The sequence below is a fragment of the Hyphomicrobium sp. genome (genome assembly GCF_035548195.1).
Lineage (GTDB): Bacteria > Pseudomonadota > Alphaproteobacteria > Rhizobiales > Hyphomicrobiaceae > Hyphomicrobium_B.
On the sequence record NZ_DASZTY010000025.1, the window covers coordinates 330,376 to 348,618 of the forward strand.

The window sequence follows — 18,243 nt, forward strand, 5'->3', positions numbered from 1 at the left end:
CTTTTTAAAAGACGTCGAAAAAAAATGGACAACAACCATGGCGGCTGAAAAACCTCAGAACCTACAAGATACGTTTCTTAACTACGTCCGCAAAAACAAAACGCCGCTGACGATTTTTCTCATCAACGGCGTCAAGCTTCAGGGCATCGTGAGTTGGTTTGATAATTTTTGCGTTCTTCTTCGCCGCGACGGACATTCTCAGCTTGTTTACAAACACGCGATTTCAACGATCATGCCGGGCGGACCGGTCAATCTCAACGATCAGGATGAAAGCGGCGCCGGTTGAAGCCGGGCTCTAAAGACGACGACGGCACGCGCCGCCCGCCTCGCCGTAAGGCCAAAGCGCCGAGCACCGAGACACGCGCACCGAGAACGCGCGTGCTCGTGCTCGTTCCTGTCTTGAAGCGTCAGGGGCGCGCGAGCGGCGCGAAGACGTCGTCACTCGATCATCATACGCCTGAAAGCCGTCTTTCCGAGGCGGTCGGCCTTGCCAACGCCATCGATCTCGACATCATCGATTCCGCAATCGTGCCGATGAACGAACCACGGCCTTCGACGTTGCTCGGATCGGGCAAGGTCGAAGAGCTTGGCCAGCGAGTACGTGATCTCGATATCGGCCTGGTCGTCGTCGACCATGCATTGACTCCGGTGCAGCAGCGCAATCTTGAGAAAGCGTGGAATACGAAAGTTCTCGACCGCACAGGGCTCATTCTCGAAATCTTCGGTGCACGCGCGCGAACGCGTGAAGGCGTGCTGCAGGTTGAGCTGGCTCATCTCTCGTATCAGAAGGGACGGCTCGTCCGCGCGTGGACGCACTTGGAACGCCAGCGTGGTGGCGGCGGCTTTCTTGGCGGTCCGGGCGAAGCGCAGATCGAACTCGACCGGCGTATGCTTCAGGATCGCATCGACGCGATCAAACGTGAGCTCGCCGATGTCGTCAAAACGCGCGATCTTCATCGTAAGGGACGGCGCAAGGTGCCGTATCCGATCGTTGCCGTCGTCGGTTATACGAACGCCGGGAAATCGACGCTATTCAACAAGATCACCGGTGCGGGCGTCGTCGCGATGGACCAGGTGTTCGCGACGCTCGATCCTACGATGCGCGAAGTAAAACTGCCAAGCGCGCGGCGCATCATCCTGTCCGATACCGTCGGCTTTATTTCCGACCTGCCGACAATGCTGGTCGCGGCGTTTCGGGCAACCCTGGAAGAGGTCGTCGAAGCCGATCTCATTCTGCACGTACGCGACATTGCGCATGAGGAAACGGAAGCCCAGGCGCGAGACGTCGAGAAAGTGCTCGGAGAACTCGGGATCGATACGCTGCCGGTCGAGAGTCATATTCTCGAAGTATGGAACAAGATCGATCTTCTCCCGCATGACCGGCGCACGGAGATACAACACGAGGCGCAACGCAATGTACGTCCGCCGGTTCTGGTGTCCGCGGCAACGGGCGAGGGGATTGCGCCGCTACTCGATACGATCGACGACCGCCTAAGCGTTGCCGATGAGATCATCGACGTCATCGTGCCGGGCAGTCAGGGGCAGCTTCTCAACTGGCTGCACGAAACGACTGACGTTCTGGCGCGCGAAGCACGGAAGGATGGGAGCATCGAACTGCGCCTGCGGCTTCCGAGCGAAAAGAAACTCAGAGTTCTCGGTCAGCTGCGCAAGGCAGGCTTGCAGGTCTGACGCCAACGGATAGAGTGCCGGCATGGATCGGCAACACGTTTCCTGTTGCGTGACCGGCGGCGGACCGGCCGGAATGATGCTCGGCGTGCTCTTGGCGCGCGCCGGTGTCGACGTTCTCGTTCTCGAAAAACACAAGGACTTCCTGCGGGACTTTCGCGGCGATACGATTCATCCGTCGACGTTGCGATTGATGGAAGAACTTGGCTGGCTCGATGATTTTCTTAAGCTGCCACACCAGGAAGTGAAACAGCTCTTCGGGCAATTCGGACATACACGCGTCAAGCTGGCCGATTTTTCGACGCTGCCGATTTCAACGAAATTCATCGCCCTGATGCCGCAATGGGACTTTCTCGATTTTCTTGCGGAGAAAGGGCGCGCCTATCCGAAATTCGCGCTCAAAATGTGCGCAGAGGCAACGGATCTTATCCACGATGGCAATAACATTACTGGCGTCAAAGTCACAACACCGCAAGGACCATTGACCGTAACGGCCGACCTCGTCGTAGCTGCGGACGGCCGATCGTCGACGCTGCGCAACGCCGCCGGTTTCGTCAGCGAAAGTTTCGGCGCACCAATGGACGTGATGTGGTTCCGTCTGCCGCGTCTTCCGAGCGATACGGAGGAAACGCAGGGCCGCTTCGACGCCGGACATATCTTCATCATGCTCCAGCGCGGCGACTATTGGCAGTGCGCCTACGTCATTCCGAAAGGTGGCGATGCGAAAGTGCGCGCGGCCGGGCTCGATGCCTTTCGCAAGGCGGTCGGGGCGCTGCTGCCGTTCGAAGCATCGCGTGCCGACGCCATTGTGGATTGGGATCATGTGAAACTGCTGACCGTTGTCGTCGACCGCTTGAAGGAATGGGCGCGGCCGGGACTTCTGTGCATCGGGGACGCGGCGCACGCTATGAGCCCCGTTGGCGGCGTGGGCGTCAATCTCGCGGTGCAGGATGCGGTGGCGACTGCCAATCTGCTTTGGCAGGCATTGAAAGAGAAGCGCGCGACGTTCGACGATCTCAAAAAAGTTCAAGCACGCCGCGAATTTCCGACGCGCGCGACCCAGCGCCTGCAGTTGGCCATTCAGAACGCCGTCATTGCGCCGACGCTAGCGAAGACGAAGGAACTGAAACCGCCGCTCTTATTGCGGCTGTTCAACGCCTTTCCTTTTCTGGCGCGTATTCCCGCGCGAGTCATCGGTTTGGGTTTCAGACCGGAGCGTGTGTCGGACGCGATCCGGGCAGGAAAGTGCGCATAAATCAAAATTGTTTCTCAACGGATAATCCGTTGTCTGTGCTCCAGCGGTGACACTTCAACAATGACTTCTGAGGGGCGGGAGCATTTCCGTATTCCCCCATGATGGAACGCGGCAGATATAGCTCGCTTGAAACAGGCGCGGACTGTCAGACAGGGGAGACGGTAATGATTCTTATTATTCCGGTGGTGTTGGGCCTAATTGGAGCGTTCTGGGCAAAGTCCAAAAATCTAAGCGCAGGACTTTGGGGCATATTGTGCTTTATCTTGCCGGTTATTGGTCTCGTCATTCTGGCGTTCAAAAAAGCCGATCTCTCTCCTGAAGAAAAGCTTGCCAACGCTATTCGCGCTCAGACTGGCCAAGTGAATTCATAAGGCGCGAACCATCGCATAGTCGAATATCCGCACGCTCCGTCGAAGTTCTAAGTCGTTTCGGATCCAAAAGTCCGTAAGCTGGCCTTAGAATTTTGCCGTTCGCGTTCCTTGGCTTCGTCCCAAAACGCATCCATCTCGGCAAGCGTCGACTGCGACGGCGTCCTACCCTGCTCGGAGAGGCGGCGTTCAATGTGCGCGAAGCGGCGCACGAATTTACGATTGGCCGCGCGGAGCGCATCTTCGGGATCGATTTGCAGATGGCGGGCAATGTTCGCCATCACGAACAGCATGTCGCCGAATTCTTCCTTAATGGCGCTTTCCGACTCGCGTTCCGCGAGCTGGCCCGAAGGCGCAGCGTCCGGCGGCCGGCTCCCCGGAGGAGAGTCGCCGGACGCCAACAAAGACTCTCTTCGAGGATCCGCGGAGATCGCAACCTCCTCGAACTCTGCGATCTCTTCTTTCAGCTTGTCGAAGACAGGTGCGAGATTCGGCCAGTCGAAACCGACGCGGGCAGCTTTGTCTTGCAACTTGATAGCGCGTATCAGCGCCGGAAGCCCAACGGGAACGTCAGCGAGCGTCGAAGGCGGTTGATCGCGCTTGGTCCATTCCCCTCCCCCTTGCGGGGAGGGGCTAGGGGTGGGGGTAACATCTCCCACCTCGTCACCCCACCCCCGACCCCTACCCGTCGAGGGGAGGGGTGAAGTGATCGCCCCTTGCGCAAACCTCGCGCGTTCGGCGGCTTTCTCGGCGCGTTCTTCCGCCTTCAATTCTTCCCACGTCGCCCGCACGGCCGATGGATCGCGGGCGGTGCCGTCGCCAAAGACATGAGGATGCCTGCGGATCATCTTGCGCGTTATGGCTTCAACGACATCGCCAAAACGGAACGCGCCTTGTTCCTCGGCCATGCGCGCGTGATAGACGACCTGCAAGAGAAGGTCGCCAAGCTCATCCTTCAGATCGAATAAGTCACGTCGGGCAATCGCATCCGCCACCTCGTAGGCTTCCTCGATCGTGTAGGGTGCGATCGTTTCGAACGTCTGTTCGAGATCCCACGGGCAGCCGGTGACGGGGGTTCTCAGCGCTTCCATGATTTCGATGAGCCGTGCAATGTCGCGCGAAGGTTTCATGGTCTCCGTCATATCCATCCTCTCGATTGCGCAGCGGAGACTAGAGGATGCATGCGCCGGGGGCGAGGGCAGGAACTGCGGCTATCGCGACAGAGTAGGAGGGTCTGGGGAAGCCTCGACATTCTAATCGATTGTCACGAGGCCGCGTAATGTTAGTCTCGCGTGCATGAGGGAGCCTCTGAGGCGCGAATGTACATCCTCTTCAACGGCCTGATGATGGCGCTGGAGCTGGCGGCGATCTATGGCGTCGCGTGGGCGGGATATACCGCGCCGCTCGTTTTCGCCGGAGGCACGGCGCTGCTGGCGCTAGGCGTCGGCGCAGCGCTCGAAATCGCGCGGCTCAAATACGAATTTCCGTTCTATTTCGATCGGAAGCCGGGACGGTCGATGATTTTGATCGTCGGCGTCGGAGCGATCGAGTCCATCACGAAAGCGGTGCTCGCCGGTGTCGTCGGCCTGCTGACGTTTCTCGGAACCGATCAAGAGCGCCTCAAAATCGTCGCGATCGTTTTCGGATTTTGCTTGTTCCTCGGCGTTCAGATCGTTCGATTTTTGATCGGCCGGCTGAAGGCGCGGCCGTTGCGGTGGGGTTATTTTCGGCTGGCGGCGCCTCTCGGACTCCTATTCTCGGCCGGGCTGACGTTCCTGCCTGCGCCGGGCATTACCGAACTCGCCAAGCGGGCCGCATTCGATCTTCCGGCGAAGCCGACAATGGAGCAGGCGAGCGAGTTCCTGTTCCTTCTGAAACAGAGCTTCGACGAAATCGTGGTACGAATGCTATCCTGGGTCTTCGATCCTTCGCTGGCCCAGGCGATCGGCGCCGTCGTCTCCGTCAACATGCTGTCGGGGTTCGTGCTAGCGCTTTATGCTGTTTTGATCGCGGAAGGAATACGGACGCTCGAAAGCCGGATGTAAACGCCATCGAGGCAGGCCCATGCCACTGGTCCATGCGCATACGACGCTGATGCTGCCGGAAGCGATTGTGATCGAGAGCCTGCTCGAAGCGCACGGCATTCGCTTCGCGCTTGCGGGCAAGGACATCGTCTCGCAGTGTCCGCAGTTCAACATCCTCTATGGCGGAATTTCCTTCCTCGTCGATGAGGCGGATCTCGAAGACGCGGCGGCCTTGATCGCGGCCGCGGAGGAGGTCCCGGGCTATCTGTCGATCGAGAGCACGAACTTCGAGCGCCGTCCTATACGCAACGCCGTCCTGGCGTTTGTCATGCTGATTATGGGCGCACCGTTTCCGTTCTGGTATCGCGGCTCTGGGCTTCGGGAGGATGCTTAGCGTCAAGTGCGCCGCCGGCTCCGTGTGCTAGGCAACGGCAAGATTGCCCCAATTCGTGCCTACGTATGCATCGGTCATACGAAATGGGGGAAACGTCTTATGGCGAAAGTACGCGTCGCGGGTTTCTCGCTGTCTCTGGATGGATTTGGCGCGGGGCCTGAACAAAGTCCGGAAAATCCCCTCGGCAAGGGTGGGCGGGAGCTTCACACGTGGATGTTCGGCACGCGTATGTTCCATACGATGATCGGTAAGGATGGCGGGTCGGAGGGCATCGATAATGCCTACGCACATCGTTCGATGGACGGATTCGGCGCGTTTATCATGGGACGCAACATGTTCGGGCCGATCCGTGGTCCTTGGCCAGACGAGAGCTGGAAGGGCTGGTGGGGCGATAATCCGCCGTATCACGCGCCGACCTTCGTGCTGACGCACCATCCGCGTGATCCGATCAAGATGGAAGGCGGGACCACCTTCATCTTCGTCACTGAGGGTATTGAGGCGGCGCTCGATCAGGCAATGCGCGCAGCCGGTGACCGCGATGTGAAGATCGCCGGCGGGGTCGACACGGTACGTCAATATCTTTGTGCCGGTCTGATTGACGAGATGCATTTCGCCTTGTCGCCAGTCGCGCTCGGGCAAGGCGAAGCGATGTTCTCCGGGATCGACCTGCTGGCGCATGGGTTTCGGGTGACCGAATATCAAGCCACCGAGAACGCCACCCATCTCGTTCTTCGCCGATAATGATTTGTCATGAACGACGTGCTGAGCGCGGACGCGTATTTCGCATAATGTATATTATGGAAACTAAGATATAAATCTATTGTTAAATCAACTAGATACAACTTCTGTGAGATCAGGCTTGGCCGGATGGCGGTGCGTCCGGCCAAGCTACGCGACGACTATTTTTCGCTCTTCTCGTGATGGTCGGCGACAAACTTGTCGAGCAGCCGAACGCCCCAGCCTGCGCCCCAGCTCTGATTGATGTCGTTGCGCGCGCCGTCCATGGCCGTGCCCGCGAGGTCGATATGGCACCAGGGCGTATCCTTCTGCACGAAGCGTTGCAGGAAGGCCGCCGCCGTCGCTGAGCCACCCCAGCGGCCGCCGGTGTTCTTCATGTCGGCGTTCTTCGAGTCCATCATCTTGTCGAATGCTTTATCGAGAGGCATGCGCCAAAGCTTCTCGCCCGTCGCGCGTGCTGCCGACAGCAAATCGTCCGACAACTTGTCGTCGTTGACGAACATGCCCGCGTACTCCTTGCCGAGCGCGATCATGATAGCGCCGGTCAATGTCGCGAGATCGATGACGAGCTTCGGCTTGAACTTCTCCTGCGCGTACCAGAGCACGTCGGCGAGCACGAGACGGCCTTCGGCGTCCGTGTTGATGACCTCGATCGTCTGGCCGGACATCGACGTCACGATATCCCCAGGCCGGACGGCATTGCCCGACGGCATGTTCTCGACGCAACCGACGAGGCCGACAGCGTTGACGTTCGCCTTGCGCTCGGCGAGCGCGTACATCGTGCCGATGACGGCCGCTGCGCCGCCCATGTCGCCCTTCATGTCTTCCATACCGGCAGCGGGCTTGATTGAGATGCCGCCGGTATCGAAAACGACGCCCTTGCCGACGAAGCACACGGGTTTCTGCTTCTTCGCACCCTTGGCACCGTTCCAGACCATGACGGCCAGCCGCGCAGGCCGCGTACTTCCTTGGCCAACGCAAAGAAGCGAGCCCATGCCGAGCTTTTCCATGTCCTTGACGTCGAGAATATCGACCGAAACGCCAAGCTTTTCGAGCGCTTTCGTTTTTTCCGCGAGTTCAACCGGACCCAGGATATTGGCCGGCTCGTTGACGAGATCGCGCGCAAAGTTGACGCCGTTTGCAACCGCCTTCAGCGGGTGGAATGCAGCTTTGGCCTTGTCCGGATGCGCGACATGGACGATCAGCTTCTTGAGGCCATCCTTGTCGGCAGCGGCATCGTCGCCGGATTTTTTGGTGAAGTATTTTTTGAAGTTGTAGTGACGTAGCAGCGCGCCTTGCGCAATCAGCGCCGCAATCTGCTCAGCTGAATGCTCGTCGCTGCTTTCGACATCGACGATCAGACTCGCCGTCGATCCCTTGCGGCTTTGTATGGCGCCGAGGATCGCTCCGCCGAGATCGACGTACTGCCGTGTATCGAGCGCACCGTCTTTTCCGAGCCCCGCAACGATCAACCGGTTGATGTCGAGCTTGGCTGGCGCCAGGATCTCGATCGTCGTTTTGTATTTGGCTTTGTAGTCTGCGGCGGAGGCAGCCTTGCTGATGGCGCTCCCCGATTTGGTGTCCAGCTCCCGCGCCTTCGCCCCAAGCCTAAGACCTTCTCCGGCCAGGACGACTGTCGCGGTCTCAGGATCGGCATTGAGAGGCGCAAAGGTAATTTCGAAGCGCTCGGACATTCAGGACAACTCCATCTGGAATAAGTTCGCGCGTGTCAAAGCTCGGGCGGAAAACGCAGACGCCGATCCGCGATCCAGACCCGCGTGGCCGCGCCGGGCTACGGTGAGGGTGAAAAAGTGGTGGCTGGGTGCCCCAACTTAGTGCTTCGTTCGATCATGGCAAGTCAGCGTTTTCGCCGGACGGAGCCAGGAAACCTCAAGCGAAGACTAACTTATTGTCTTCTAATGCTGATTCGCAGACGCGGAAATGCTGGCAGCCGAAATTCCGCCATGGTGCTATGGGAGCCGGAAGCTTGACGATAGAGACGCGTGGATCGGCGGCAGGGGCGCCGTGAACGGCGTAGCCGGAGGGGAACGGCGAGCGCATGCGAATTTTCTCGAAATACGTATTCCGGCAGGCGGCAGGCGCGTTCCTGCTAATCCTTGTATCCTTGACGGGGGTCGTATGGATCGCGCTGGCGCTGCGCCAGTTCAACGTCGTCACGAGCGAGGGCCAGGACACCTGGATGCTCATCAAGATGACGTCACTGGCCGTACCGAACCTGATGGCGATCATTGCACCCTTCTCCTATCTGATCGCCGCACTGCAAACACTCAACCGGCTGAATACCGATAGCGAACTGATCGTGCTTTCGGCGTCAGGCTCGAAAGTGTGGACGGCCGCGCGTCCGCTCTTGTTCCTTGCTCTTCTTGTCAGCATCTTCCTGGCGTTCGTCAGCCATCTCGCCCAGCCGTGGAGTATGCGTCAGTTGCGTGAGTACATGGTGCAGGTCCGCAGTGACCTGCTGACCCAGGTTATTCAGCCGGGACGTTTCACCAGCCCTGAAGATGGGCTGATGTTCCACATCCGCGACCGCGACGCGGACGGCGAACTGCTCGGTCTCGTCATGCATGACACGCGCGACAAGGCGCAATCGCAAAGCTATCTTGCCGAGCACGGAACAATCGTGAAGCAGGACGGCACTGCCTATCTCGTGATGACGAACGGGCACATCATCCGCCGCACCGATGCCGACGGCCCACCTCAGATCGTCGCCTTCGATAAATACATCGTCGATCTCGACCGCTTCGAGCCACAGGATGCCGGAGCAGGTGAACTGAAACCGCGCGAGCGCTATCTAAGCGAGCTCTTGCATCCGGACACCAAGAGCAAGCTCTACCAAAACAATCCGGGGCAATTCCGCTCCGAGTTGCATGAGCGTTTCACGAACCCCCTCTACCCTATCGCGTTCGCATTCTTGATCATTGCTATCGTTGGACAAGCACAATCGACGCGATCTAGCCGCATGGAAAGCCTCATTCTCACTTTCGTCGTGGCGGCGACATGCCGTCTCGGCGGCTTGGCCGTGACGAATGCGGTCGTGCGCCATTCCGGTATGGTCGTGGTGGCTTACGGCTTGCCCGTCGCCATGATTGTCGTTTCGTTTATTATCCTGCGCCGGTCGGAACGCCAGCGCGCCGGACCCGGCGTCGCCGGCAAAGCTATGGACATCTTTTCATCTCTGTGGGCAGCCGCTCGCGGTCGTTTTGCCGGTAATGCCGCGAAGGCGGTCTCATGATCGCCGGCTTCACCCTCTCCCGTTACATTGCGCGCATGTTCCTGGTCGCCATCCTGTCGACGATGGCCGTCTGTGCGCTCTTGATCTTCATGATCGACTTCGTTGAGCTGTTGCGAATGTCGGGCAAAGTCGGTGACGTCGCCGGCTCGACTCTGGTGCGGATCGCCCTCCTCCGGCTACCGGCCTATCTCGAGTTTCTGATCGGGTTTGCAGTGCTCGTCGGCAGCATCAGCGCCCTGATCTATCTCAACCGCAAAAGCGAATTGGCGGTGATGCGCGCGGGCGGCATGTCAGTCTGGCAATTTTTAGGGCCGGGCCTCTTTGTTGGCCTCATGGTCGGCCTGTTTGCGATGATGGTGTTCAACCCGCTTGCATCGAGCGGCCGGGCCAGATCGGAAAAGCTCTATGCCAAGGCGTTCGGAAACGAGGCAAATCTGCTTCGCTCTCAGGGCGGTGGCTCGTGGATCCGCCAGGACGGCGCCGATGGAGAATCCGTTCTCGGCGCCGCCGCCGCATCAAACCACGGCCTGACGCTGACCGGCGTTCTCGTATTTGCTTATGATCGCAAAGGGCATTTCGCCGAACGCATTGACGCCGGACGTGCGCAGCTCAAGGACGGCTACTGGGAGTTGCACGATGCCTGGGTTACGCGACTCGGCCAGGAGCCCCAAAAATTCAAATCATATCTGCTCTCCACCTACCTAACTCCGGACCGCGTACAGGAGGCGCTCGGGACCGTATTTTCGATTTCGTTTTGGGATTTGCCCGGCCTTATCCAAGCCGCTGACAAAGCAAAGCTTTCGACCGAAAGGTTGAGGGTGCAATATCAGTCGCTTCTGGTTCGGCCTCTCCTGTGCCTCGCTATGGTCCTTTTGGCAGCAACTGTGTCATTGCGGTCATTCCGGTCAGGCGGCATCCAGACTATGGTTGCGACTGGGATGGTCGGTGGGGTTGGCTTCTTCTTGTTCTCGGAAATCGCGAGACAAATTGGCATCGCAGGGCTCGCTCCCGCGTGGGTCGCGGCTTGGCTGCCGATCGTCTTGGTACTTGCCATCGCAACCACGGTGCTTTTGCACCAGGAGGACGGTTGAGTGATGCGTAGAGCGCGGACACCGCAAGAGGGTTGCGGAACGTCACGCGAGGGGACTTGGCGCCGTTCGGCGGCCGGGGTCACTCGTGCGCTTTCGTACGTCGTATTTTCTGTGCTGTTGGCAACCACCGCATCCCAGCCCGCCGCAGCAAAAAAGAAGCTGCCCTCGACATTCGGCAAGCAAAGCATCTTCGGTAAGGTCAACACCAAGGTCGACCAGACGCAGCCCATGCGGTTGCAGGGCGATCAACTGATCTACGACAAGGCCGGAAACCGCGTGATCGCGCGCGGCAACGTCGAAATCTACTACAACGACAACATCCTGACCGCCGACGAAGTCGTCTACGATCAGGGCGCCGGCACCCTGACGGCCATCGGCAACGTCACGCTGAAGGAGCCGCAGGGCAACATCGTCCATGCCGATCGCTACACGCTGACGGACGATTTCCGCGACGGCTTCGTACAGTCGCTGTCCATCGTTTCTCAGGATCAGTCGACAATCACCGCCGATCGTGCCGTGCGCAAAGGCGGCAATGTGAACGAATTCACGAACGGACGCTTCACGCCTTGTAAGAGCGACGGCGGCACGCCGCCCTTATGGTGCATCAGCGCCGCGAAGATCATTCATGACGCCGACGCCGCCACCATCACCTATCAGGACGCCTACTTCCAGATTTACGGGCAGCCGGTTTTCTATTTGCCCTACTTCCAGACGCCAGATCCCTCGGTAAAGCGGAAGTCTGGTTTCCTGACACCGATCTACGGTAATTCGTCGACCCTCGGTTATATCACCGGCATCCCATACTATTGGGCCATCGCACCCAACTACGACCTGACGCTCACGCCGACCTATTTCACCGATCAGGGATTGTTGATGCAGGCCGAATGGCGTCATCGGCTAGCCAATGGCCAGTACACCGTCAAACTCGCCGGCATCGACCAGAACGCACGGGATCTTCCGGGATATAATCCCAACGATCCCGATGCTTTCTCGAAATACGATGGAGTCCGCGGCAGCGTCGAAACCAAGGGCGTCTTTTCACTTTCAAGCTGGTGGAAGTTCGGGTGGGACATCACCGAGGAAAGCGACGACCAATTCCGGCGCTTCTACAAGCTCGACAGCGTGTTGGTGACCGACCGGGTCAATCAGATCTATTTGACGGGCCAATCGGATCGCAACTATTTCAACGCCACCTTGTATCAGTTTCAAGGTCTGTTGAGCACCGACACGCCGACGACCGAGGGCTATACGCATCCGATCATCAACTACAATTACGTTTTCGCCGATCCTGTCGTCGGCGGCGAGCTCAAGTGGAATACCAACATTCTGAGCTTCACGCGCGAAGACGGTTCGCCGATCAATCCGATCACCGGGCAGGTTGAGAACGAAAATCTTCAGCGCGCCGTCACGGAACTCAAATGGCGCCGCCGCCTGACCGACGCCATCGGCATCAGCTACACGCCGTTCGCGGATGTACGCGGCGATGTCTATGCCTTCGACGGCGCGACGAACCCTGAGACGGTCGAGCTTAAACCGGGAACAACGGACACTTATGTCGGGGATGTCCGCAACGACACGATCTCGCGCGGCCTTGCCGATGCCGGCGTGACGGTTTCCTATCCCTGGGTTGCAACGACGCCGGGTGCGACCCACGTTATCGAGCCGATCGGACAGGTCGTAAATCACCAGGAGAGCATCCCGCAGCGCGGATTGCCGGACGAAGACGCGCAGAGCCTTGTCTTCGACGATACGAACCTATTCTCGACTTCGAAATTCTCGGGCTATGACCGCATCGAGACGGGCACGCGCGCCAACGTCGGCCTGCAATATACGTTCCAGGCAAATAGCGGCGGTTATGCACGAGTGCTTGCGGGCGAAAGCTATCAGCTTTCCGGCGAAAACATTTACCTGAACCCGGGTCGCGACGCCGACGGCAGCTTCATCTACACGCCAACAAGCGGCCTCGAAACGAGTCGCTCCGATTATGTCCTCGGCGTATACTTGGCACCCGTCGACGAGTTCCGCCTGATCTCCCAGAGCCGGTTCGATGAATCGACAACCGAGCTTCGGCGCGAAGATGCGGCGATGGTATTCAACTTCGGCCCGCTTTCGACGCAGGCCGGATACAGCTACGATGCGAACGCATTCATCGTGAACCCTGACGGCACGGTGTCGAATACCACCGGAACCGAACAGCAGGAATTCCTTGGGTCGGCGACCCTGCGCCTAACCGATCGTTGGAGCATCGGCGGAACGACCCGATATGACATCGACAAGGGCCAGCTCCTTTACGATAGCTTGCAACTGAAATACGCCGACGAATGCTTCGCGCTGACCGCGTCCTATATCGAATCCAATTACGTTGACGAGACGATCGAACCCGACCGCACCTTCATGGTCCGCCTTGAGTTCAAGCACCTCGGGGACTTCGCGGCCAAGACCGATGTTACTGACTTTAATATGGGCGGCGACGAACGCGTGAACTGATGCGAGCGCAGGCCCACTCGCTTGAGGCCGGGGCCGGATTTTGGCCACTCTTCGTGTGGATAACGCGCAATTGCTCGACGCCGCCGCGCTATCCTAGCGCCCATGCGATTCGACCTATGGATCTTGTGAGAATGCCGCCATTACGGGCCCGTCTGTCCTTGATTTGCCGGTTCCCAGCGCTATGCGCCGGCGTTATCTTGTCCGCCGCGCTTCTCGCAATTCCGGCTGCGGCTCAGAGTGGCACCGTTGCCGTCACCGGCGACGGTATGGGAACGCTGCTGCGTGCGCCTTCCGTCAGCGATAGCGACAAGTCGGGCGGTAAATTGTCCGGCAAAAAGGGTCGGCGTTCGTCGTCGAAAAAGCACGGTAAAGACACCGAAACGGCGAGCCGTGAGGATTCGTTTCCGCCAATGAGCGGCGAGAACGCGATAACCGCCTTAGTCAATGACGAGCCGATCACCGGTTTCGAAGTCGACCGGCGCGCCATGCTCCTCAGTGGCAGTAACGTTCAAGCCCAGGCGAAGGCCAACTTCCAGGCGATCGTCAAGAACCCGAAGACGACGCAACGCCTAAAGGCCATCCTCAATCAGGTCGTGCAGGCGAACCAGGGCAAATCGCGCGACGAGATCATCGCAATTTTCGAGAAGAAAAAGAAAGCCTTTGGCATGAGCTTGCAGCGTGAAGCTTTCGAGAGCGCCCGCAAGACGGCCTTGCCCGCCATGAAAAAGAAGGCCCTCGAAGAGCTGATCGACGAGAAGCTAAAGCTGCAGGAAGCCAAAAAACAAAGCGTTACAATCGAGGATTCCGAGGTCACGCGCGTTTTGAAAGGCATTGCCCAGCGCAACAAGATGACGCTCGAACAATTTACAAAGCAGGTTGGCGGAAGCCTTGAGCCGATGAAAAATCGCGTACGCGCCGCCCTTTCCTGGAACGAAGTCGTGAGGAAGCGCTTCGGCCCGCTGATCAGCGTCAACACAAAAGATGTCGACAAGCTCGTCGCCTCGGCCACCGGCACCGGGGACGCCGATGTCGAGTTGGATATCCAGCGCGTCAAGATCCTGTTGCCGAAAAAAATGGAAGAGCACGGCGTCGCGCAGCGCATCGAAGAAGCGGAGAAAATCAGATCCCGGTTCTCCGACTGCAAATCAACGGCGGCCGCAGCGACTGGCGTGCCCGGCGCCAAATTCGAACGGCTCGGAAAGAAGAAGTCTTCCACCCTGCCCGAACCGACAAGGACGCTGTTGCTGAACGCCAGCGATGGTGAAATGCTACCTCCGACAGTCGGCGACGGCGCCGTCGAGCTCTACGTCGTCTGCGGCCGCGATGCGGTCAAGACGGACGTTGAAAAGCGCACGCAGGCCGAGACCGAGCTGAAGCAGAAAGAATTCGAGGTCATGGCGCAGCGTTATTTGAAAGATCTCCGCGAAGACGCTCATATCGAGTACCGCTGAACATGGCCGCTTCCGCGGACGCGCCGCAATTGCCTTTGGCGCTAACGATGGGCGACCCATCCGGTATCGGACCGGAAATAGCTGTTCACGCCTGGCGCGATCGCGCGCGCGACGAACTTCCGCCGTTCGCCGTTTACGCCGACATCGATCTAATGCGTGCGCAGTGCGCCGCATTCGGTGAAGTCGAGGCTGTACCCATCGCAACGGCAGAGATGGCGACGGCGATTTTTCCGCGGGCCCTGCCGGTCGTCGATGTGCCGCTCGTGCGCGCGGCACATGCCGGAGCGCCCGACGCGCAAAATGGCCCCGCCGTCATTCTCGCGATCAAACGCGCTGTTGCCGATATCGCCGCCGGACGCGTCATGGCAATCGTCACCAACCCGATCGCGAAGGCCGTGCTCTATGACGCCGGGTTCTCGTTCGCCGGACATACGGAATACCTCGGCGCGCTTGCAAAAGAATTCTGGCCGCCGGAGCCTGCCGATCCGGTGATGATGCTCGCCTCCTCCGCGCTTCGCGTCGTGCCGGTAACCATACACGTGCCGCTGCAATCAGTACCTTCGCTGCTGACGACAGAACGTATCGTTGCAACGACGAGAATAGTTGCAGCGGCGTTGCGGCGCGACTTTGCGATTGCCGACCCGCGTCTGGTCGTAACGGGGCTCAATCCGCATGCGGGTGAGAACGGCGCGCTCGGTCATGAGGACCGCGACATCATCGTACCAGCGATCGCAGCTCTGAAATCGGAAGGGCTGAACGTTGCCGGACCCTATTCGGCCGATACGCTCTTTCACGCGGCCGCGCGCGCGACATACGATGCGGCGATTGCGATGTACCACGATCAGGCGCTCATTCCGATTAAGACACTGTCGTTCGACGAAGGCGTCAACGTCACCTTGGGGTTGCCGTTTGTGCGGACGTCGCCCGATCACGGAACCGCGTTTGGCATTGCAGGAAAAGGCATTGCGTCCGCGGCAAGTCTCAAAGCTGCATTGAAGCTTGCCGCCGAGATGAGCGCGCGCCGGGTCCGCGCGGCGCAGCGATGAACGCCGCCGCGTCAGGCTCGGACGGCCTCCCTCCCCTGCGCGACGTGATCGCGCGCTACGAGCTCGCTGCGAAGAAATCGCTGGGGCAGAATTTTCTCCTTGATCTCAATCTGACGCGCAAGATCGCACGCGCTGCCGGTGATCTTTCGAAACAAACGGTGGTCGAAATCGGCCCTGGCCCCGGCGGCTTGACGCGGGCGTTACTCATGGAAGGCGCGAAGCGCATCATTGCAGTCGAGCGCGACGAACGTTGTCTCCCGGCGCTCGATGAAATTTCGGCACATTATCCTGGATGCCTGACGGTCGAAGCCGGCGATGCCCTGAAAGTCGATTGGACCAGGCTGACGGATGGAGCGCATCCCGTAACGATCGCGGCGAACCTGCCCTACAACATCGCGTCGGTCCTGCTCGTGACCTGGCTCGAAACGGAACCGTGGCCGCCGTGGTTCGACCGCATGGTGTTGATGTTCCAGCGCGAGGTTGCCGAGCGCATCACCGCGCAACCGCATACCAAAGCTTACGGACGCTTGTCAGTGCTCGCACAGTGGCGCACACGCCCGCACATCGTCATCAACCTGCCGCCCGAGGCTTTCACGCCTCCGCCTAAAGTTGCATCAGCGGTCGTCGATTTTCGCCCGATGCCGACGCCCGAACCGGCGTGCCGGGCGGCAACGTTGAGCCGCGTAACGGCCGCCGCCTTCGGACAGCGCCGGAAGATGCTGCGGTCGAGCCTGAAGCAACTGATGCCCTTGCCGGAGCTTCTTCTCCGCGAAGCTGGCATCGCGCCGGAACGGCGGGCGGAAGATCTCTCTGTCACGGAATTCGCGACGCTCGCCGCGATCCTGGACCGCGCACCACATAACCGCGGCTAGAGCACAGCCTGCATATCGCGCACGAAGTCAGAGAGCCCCGAAAGGCGACCGCGTTTCAACCGCTCGGCTACCAGAATAGATTGGATCGCATTCGTGCTCTGATCGAGGTCTGTGTTGACGATCACATAATCGTACTCGGGCCAACGGCTGAGCTCGGACGATGCTGCGGCCATCCTCCGCGCGACCGTCTCCTCGGAATCTTGCGCACGTGTCCTCAATCGTTCTTCGAGGACGTCGCCCGACGGCGGCAGTATGAAGACGCACACGACGTCATCATGCATTTTTTCTTTAAGCTGCTGCGCACCCTGCCAATCGATGTCGAACAACACATCCTTGCCCGCTTGAATCGCCTCCTCAACCGGAACGCGCGGGGTGCCGTAATGGTTGTCAAAGACGCGCGCCCATTCAAGCAACTCGCCCCGCGACTTCATCATCTCAAAACGGTCACGGTCGACAAAATGGTAGTCTACGCCGTTGCGCTCGCCGGGACGCGGTTCGCGCGTGGTCACGGAAACAGACATCGCGATATTCTTGTCCGCCGCAAGCAAGCGCCGGGCGAGCGTCGTTTTTCCCGCTCCGGATGGCGACGAAATGATGAACAGCAGTCCGCGCCGCTCTATATGCGGCTCGGCATTCGCCGCGCCGGTTTTCGTTTTTGGGCGTTGGTTCGCGGGATCGGCGGTCATGCTACTCGACGTTCTGAACTTGCTCGCGGAATTGATCTATGACGGTCTTAAGCTGCAAGCCAACCCGCGTAATGTCCACCGCATTGGCTTTAGAGCATAGCGTGTTCGCCTCGCGATTGAATTCCTGCGCGAGAAAGTCGAGCTTACGCCCCACAGCCCCCCGCTCGTTCAGGATATCACGCGCAGCAGCGACATGGGCCGTGAGTCGCTGCAGCTCTTCTTCGACATCTGCACGGGTCGCAATAAGCACGGCTTCCTGATGCAAGCGGTCGTCGTCGAGCGCTGTCGTGGCATCGATTAACCGGGTGACGGCGTCCTTGAGGCGTGCTTTGATCGCCTCTGGCGCGCGCGATGGAGAAGTTCTGACGATCGAGGCAAGCTCATCGATCTGAGTAATCTGCTCGTTGATGACGGCGCCTATGCGGGCACCCTCAGCACGGCGAGCCTCAGTGAGCTTATCAAGCGCGGTTTCGAGGCTTTGCACCATCGCACGCTCGCGCAGCGCGCGCGCTTCGGCATCTTCCGAAACCTGATCGGCGGTTTCGAGTACGCCCTTGATCATCAGGAGCTGCGCCGCATCCGGCGCCGTCGCTCCGCTCAAAGCCGCCACACGCTCGGCAGCTCTGACGACATCGGCGAGCACCTGCTCATTCAAGCGGATGGCACCGTTCGTCTGCTGTTTCTCGATTGCAAGCGTCACCGAAACGTTGCCTCGCACAAGGCGTTTTGCAACTGCCTCGCGGGCCGGAATTTCGAGGGCTTCATAACCAGGAGGCAAGCGCAAGCGGACGTCGAGGCCACGGCCGTTTACGCTTCTGGCCTCCCATGTCCAGCTCAAGCCGTTGGCCGAGCCGTCGGCGCGGGCAAATCCGGTCATGCTGGAAATTGTCAT

General features: G+C 59.4%; 17 protein-coding genes. 13 read left to right on the forward strand and 4 right to left on the reverse strand.

Features of this window, described 5'->3' with window-relative positions; translation table 11 throughout:
- Nucleotides 1-37: 37 nt before the first annotated feature.
- From hfq to VHB22_RS11170, 4 genes are all read left to right on the forward strand, one after another.
- The gene (gene hfq, locus VHB22_RS11155) at nt 38-286 is read left to right on the forward strand and encodes an RNA chaperone Hfq (RefSeq protein WP_013947693.1); all 249 of its coding nucleotides are present in this window, start codon (nt 38-40) and stop codon (nt 284-286) included.
- Nucleotides 287-378: 92 nt separating this feature from the next.
- Nucleotides 379-1,689, forward strand: coding sequence for a GTPase HflX (hflX, locus tag VHB22_RS11160; RefSeq protein ID WP_325457154.1), 1,311 nt, complete (start codon nt 379-381; stop codon nt 1,687-1,689).
- A gap of 22 nt (nt 1,690-1,711) precedes the next feature.
- A complete protein-coding gene (locus tag VHB22_RS11165) occupies nt 1,712-2,941 on the forward strand; it encodes an FAD-dependent oxidoreductase (RefSeq protein WP_325457039.1) in 1,230 nt (409 codons plus the stop codon).
- A 164-nt stretch (nt 2,942-3,105) separates the two neighbouring features.
- A complete protein-coding gene (locus VHB22_RS11170) occupies nt 3,106-3,312 on the forward strand; it encodes a hypothetical protein (RefSeq protein ID WP_325457040.1) in 207 nt (68 codons plus the stop codon).
- 47 nt (nt 3,313-3,359) lie between these two features.
- Here the strand turns inward: VHB22_RS11170 and mazG are convergent, their stop codons facing one another.
- A complete protein-coding gene (gene mazG, locus VHB22_RS11175) occupies nt 3,360-4,439 on the reverse strand; it encodes a nucleoside triphosphate pyrophosphohydrolase (RefSeq protein ID WP_414652736.1) in 1,080 nt (359 codons plus the stop codon).
- A 189-nt stretch (nt 4,440-4,628) separates the two neighbouring features.
- Between mazG and VHB22_RS11180 the strand changes: the two genes are divergently transcribed.
- The 3 genes from VHB22_RS11180 to VHB22_RS11190 all read left to right on the forward strand — a co-directional run bounded on the left by VHB22_RS11180 (nt 4,629) and on the right by VHB22_RS11190 (nt 6,468).
- The gene (locus tag VHB22_RS11180) at nt 4,629-5,354 is read left to right on the forward strand and encodes a hypothetical protein (protein ID WP_325457042.1); all 726 of its coding nucleotides are present in this window, start codon (nt 4,629-4,631) and stop codon (nt 5,352-5,354) included.
- Between the two features lie 19 nt (nt 5,355-5,373).
- Nucleotides 5,374-5,727, forward strand: coding sequence for a hypothetical protein (locus VHB22_RS11185; RefSeq protein ID WP_325457043.1), 354 nt, complete (start codon nt 5,374-5,376; stop codon nt 5,725-5,727).
- Between the two features lie 99 nt (nt 5,728-5,826).
- The gene (locus tag VHB22_RS11190) at nt 5,827-6,468 is read left to right on the forward strand and encodes a dihydrofolate reductase family protein (RefSeq protein ID WP_325457044.1); all 642 of its coding nucleotides are present in this window, start codon (nt 5,827-5,829) and stop codon (nt 6,466-6,468) included.
- A 158-nt stretch (nt 6,469-6,626) separates the two neighbouring features.
- On the opposite strand, the gene VHB22_RS11195 is transcribed toward VHB22_RS11190, so the two are convergent.
- The gene (locus VHB22_RS11195) at nt 6,627-8,159 is read right to left on the reverse strand and encodes a leucyl aminopeptidase (RefSeq protein WP_325457045.1); all 1,533 of its coding nucleotides are present in this window, start codon (nt 8,157-8,159) and stop codon (nt 6,627-6,629) included.
- A 365-nt stretch (nt 8,160-8,524) separates the two neighbouring features.
- Between VHB22_RS11195 and lptF the strand changes: the two genes are divergently transcribed.
- From lptF to rsmA, 6 genes are all read left to right on the forward strand, one after another.
- Nucleotides 8,525-9,718: an LPS export ABC transporter permease LptF gene (lptF, locus tag VHB22_RS11200; protein WP_325457046.1), complete on the forward strand. Its 1,194-nt coding sequence runs from the start codon at nt 8,525-8,527 to the stop codon at nt 9,716-9,718.
- Nucleotides 9,715-10,809, forward strand: coding sequence for an LPS export ABC transporter permease LptG (lptG, locus tag VHB22_RS11205; protein ID WP_325457047.1), 1,095 nt, complete (start codon nt 9,715-9,717; stop codon nt 10,807-10,809). The genes lptF and lptG overlap by 4 nt, the downstream gene beginning before the upstream one ends.
- Nucleotides 10,810-10,812: 3 nt before the next feature.
- Nucleotides 10,813-13,296 carry an LPS-assembly protein LptD gene (locus VHB22_RS11210; RefSeq protein WP_325457048.1) on the forward strand — a complete coding sequence of 828 codons (2,484 nt, stop codon included), beginning with the start codon at nt 10,813-10,815 and terminating at the stop codon, nt 13,294-13,296.
- A gap of 197 nt (nt 13,297-13,493) precedes the next feature.
- Nucleotides 13,494-14,747, forward strand: coding sequence for a peptidylprolyl isomerase (locus tag VHB22_RS11215; protein ID WP_325457049.1), 1,254 nt, complete (start codon nt 13,494-13,496; stop codon nt 14,745-14,747).
- A 2-nt stretch (nt 14,748-14,749) separates the two neighbouring features.
- On the forward strand, nt 14,750-15,793 hold the full coding sequence (gene pdxA, locus VHB22_RS11220) for a 4-hydroxythreonine-4-phosphate dehydrogenase PdxA (protein WP_325457050.1): 1,044 nt from the start codon (nt 14,750-14,752) through the stop codon (nt 15,791-15,793).
- On the forward strand, nt 15,790-16,665 hold the full coding sequence (rsmA, locus tag VHB22_RS11225) for a 16S rRNA (adenine(1518)-N(6)/adenine(1519)-N(6))-dimethyltransferase RsmA (protein ID WP_325457051.1): 876 nt from the start codon (nt 15,790-15,792) through the stop codon (nt 16,663-16,665). The genes pdxA and rsmA overlap by 4 nt, the downstream gene beginning before the upstream one ends.
- On the opposite strand, the gene gmk is transcribed toward rsmA, so the two are convergent.
- Nucleotides 16,662-17,351 carry a guanylate kinase gene (gmk, locus tag VHB22_RS11230; protein ID WP_325457052.1) on the reverse strand — a complete coding sequence of 230 codons (690 nt, stop codon included), beginning with the start codon at nt 17,349-17,351 and terminating at the stop codon, nt 16,662-16,664. The two genes, rsmA and gmk, sit on opposite strands and share 4 nt — an antisense overlap.
- A 1-nt stretch (nt 17,352) precedes the next feature.
- Complete coding sequence (locus tag VHB22_RS11235) at nt 17,353-18,243, reverse strand: YicC/YloC family endoribonuclease (protein ID WP_325457053.1); 891 nt, start codon at nt 18,241-18,243, stop codon at nt 17,353-17,355.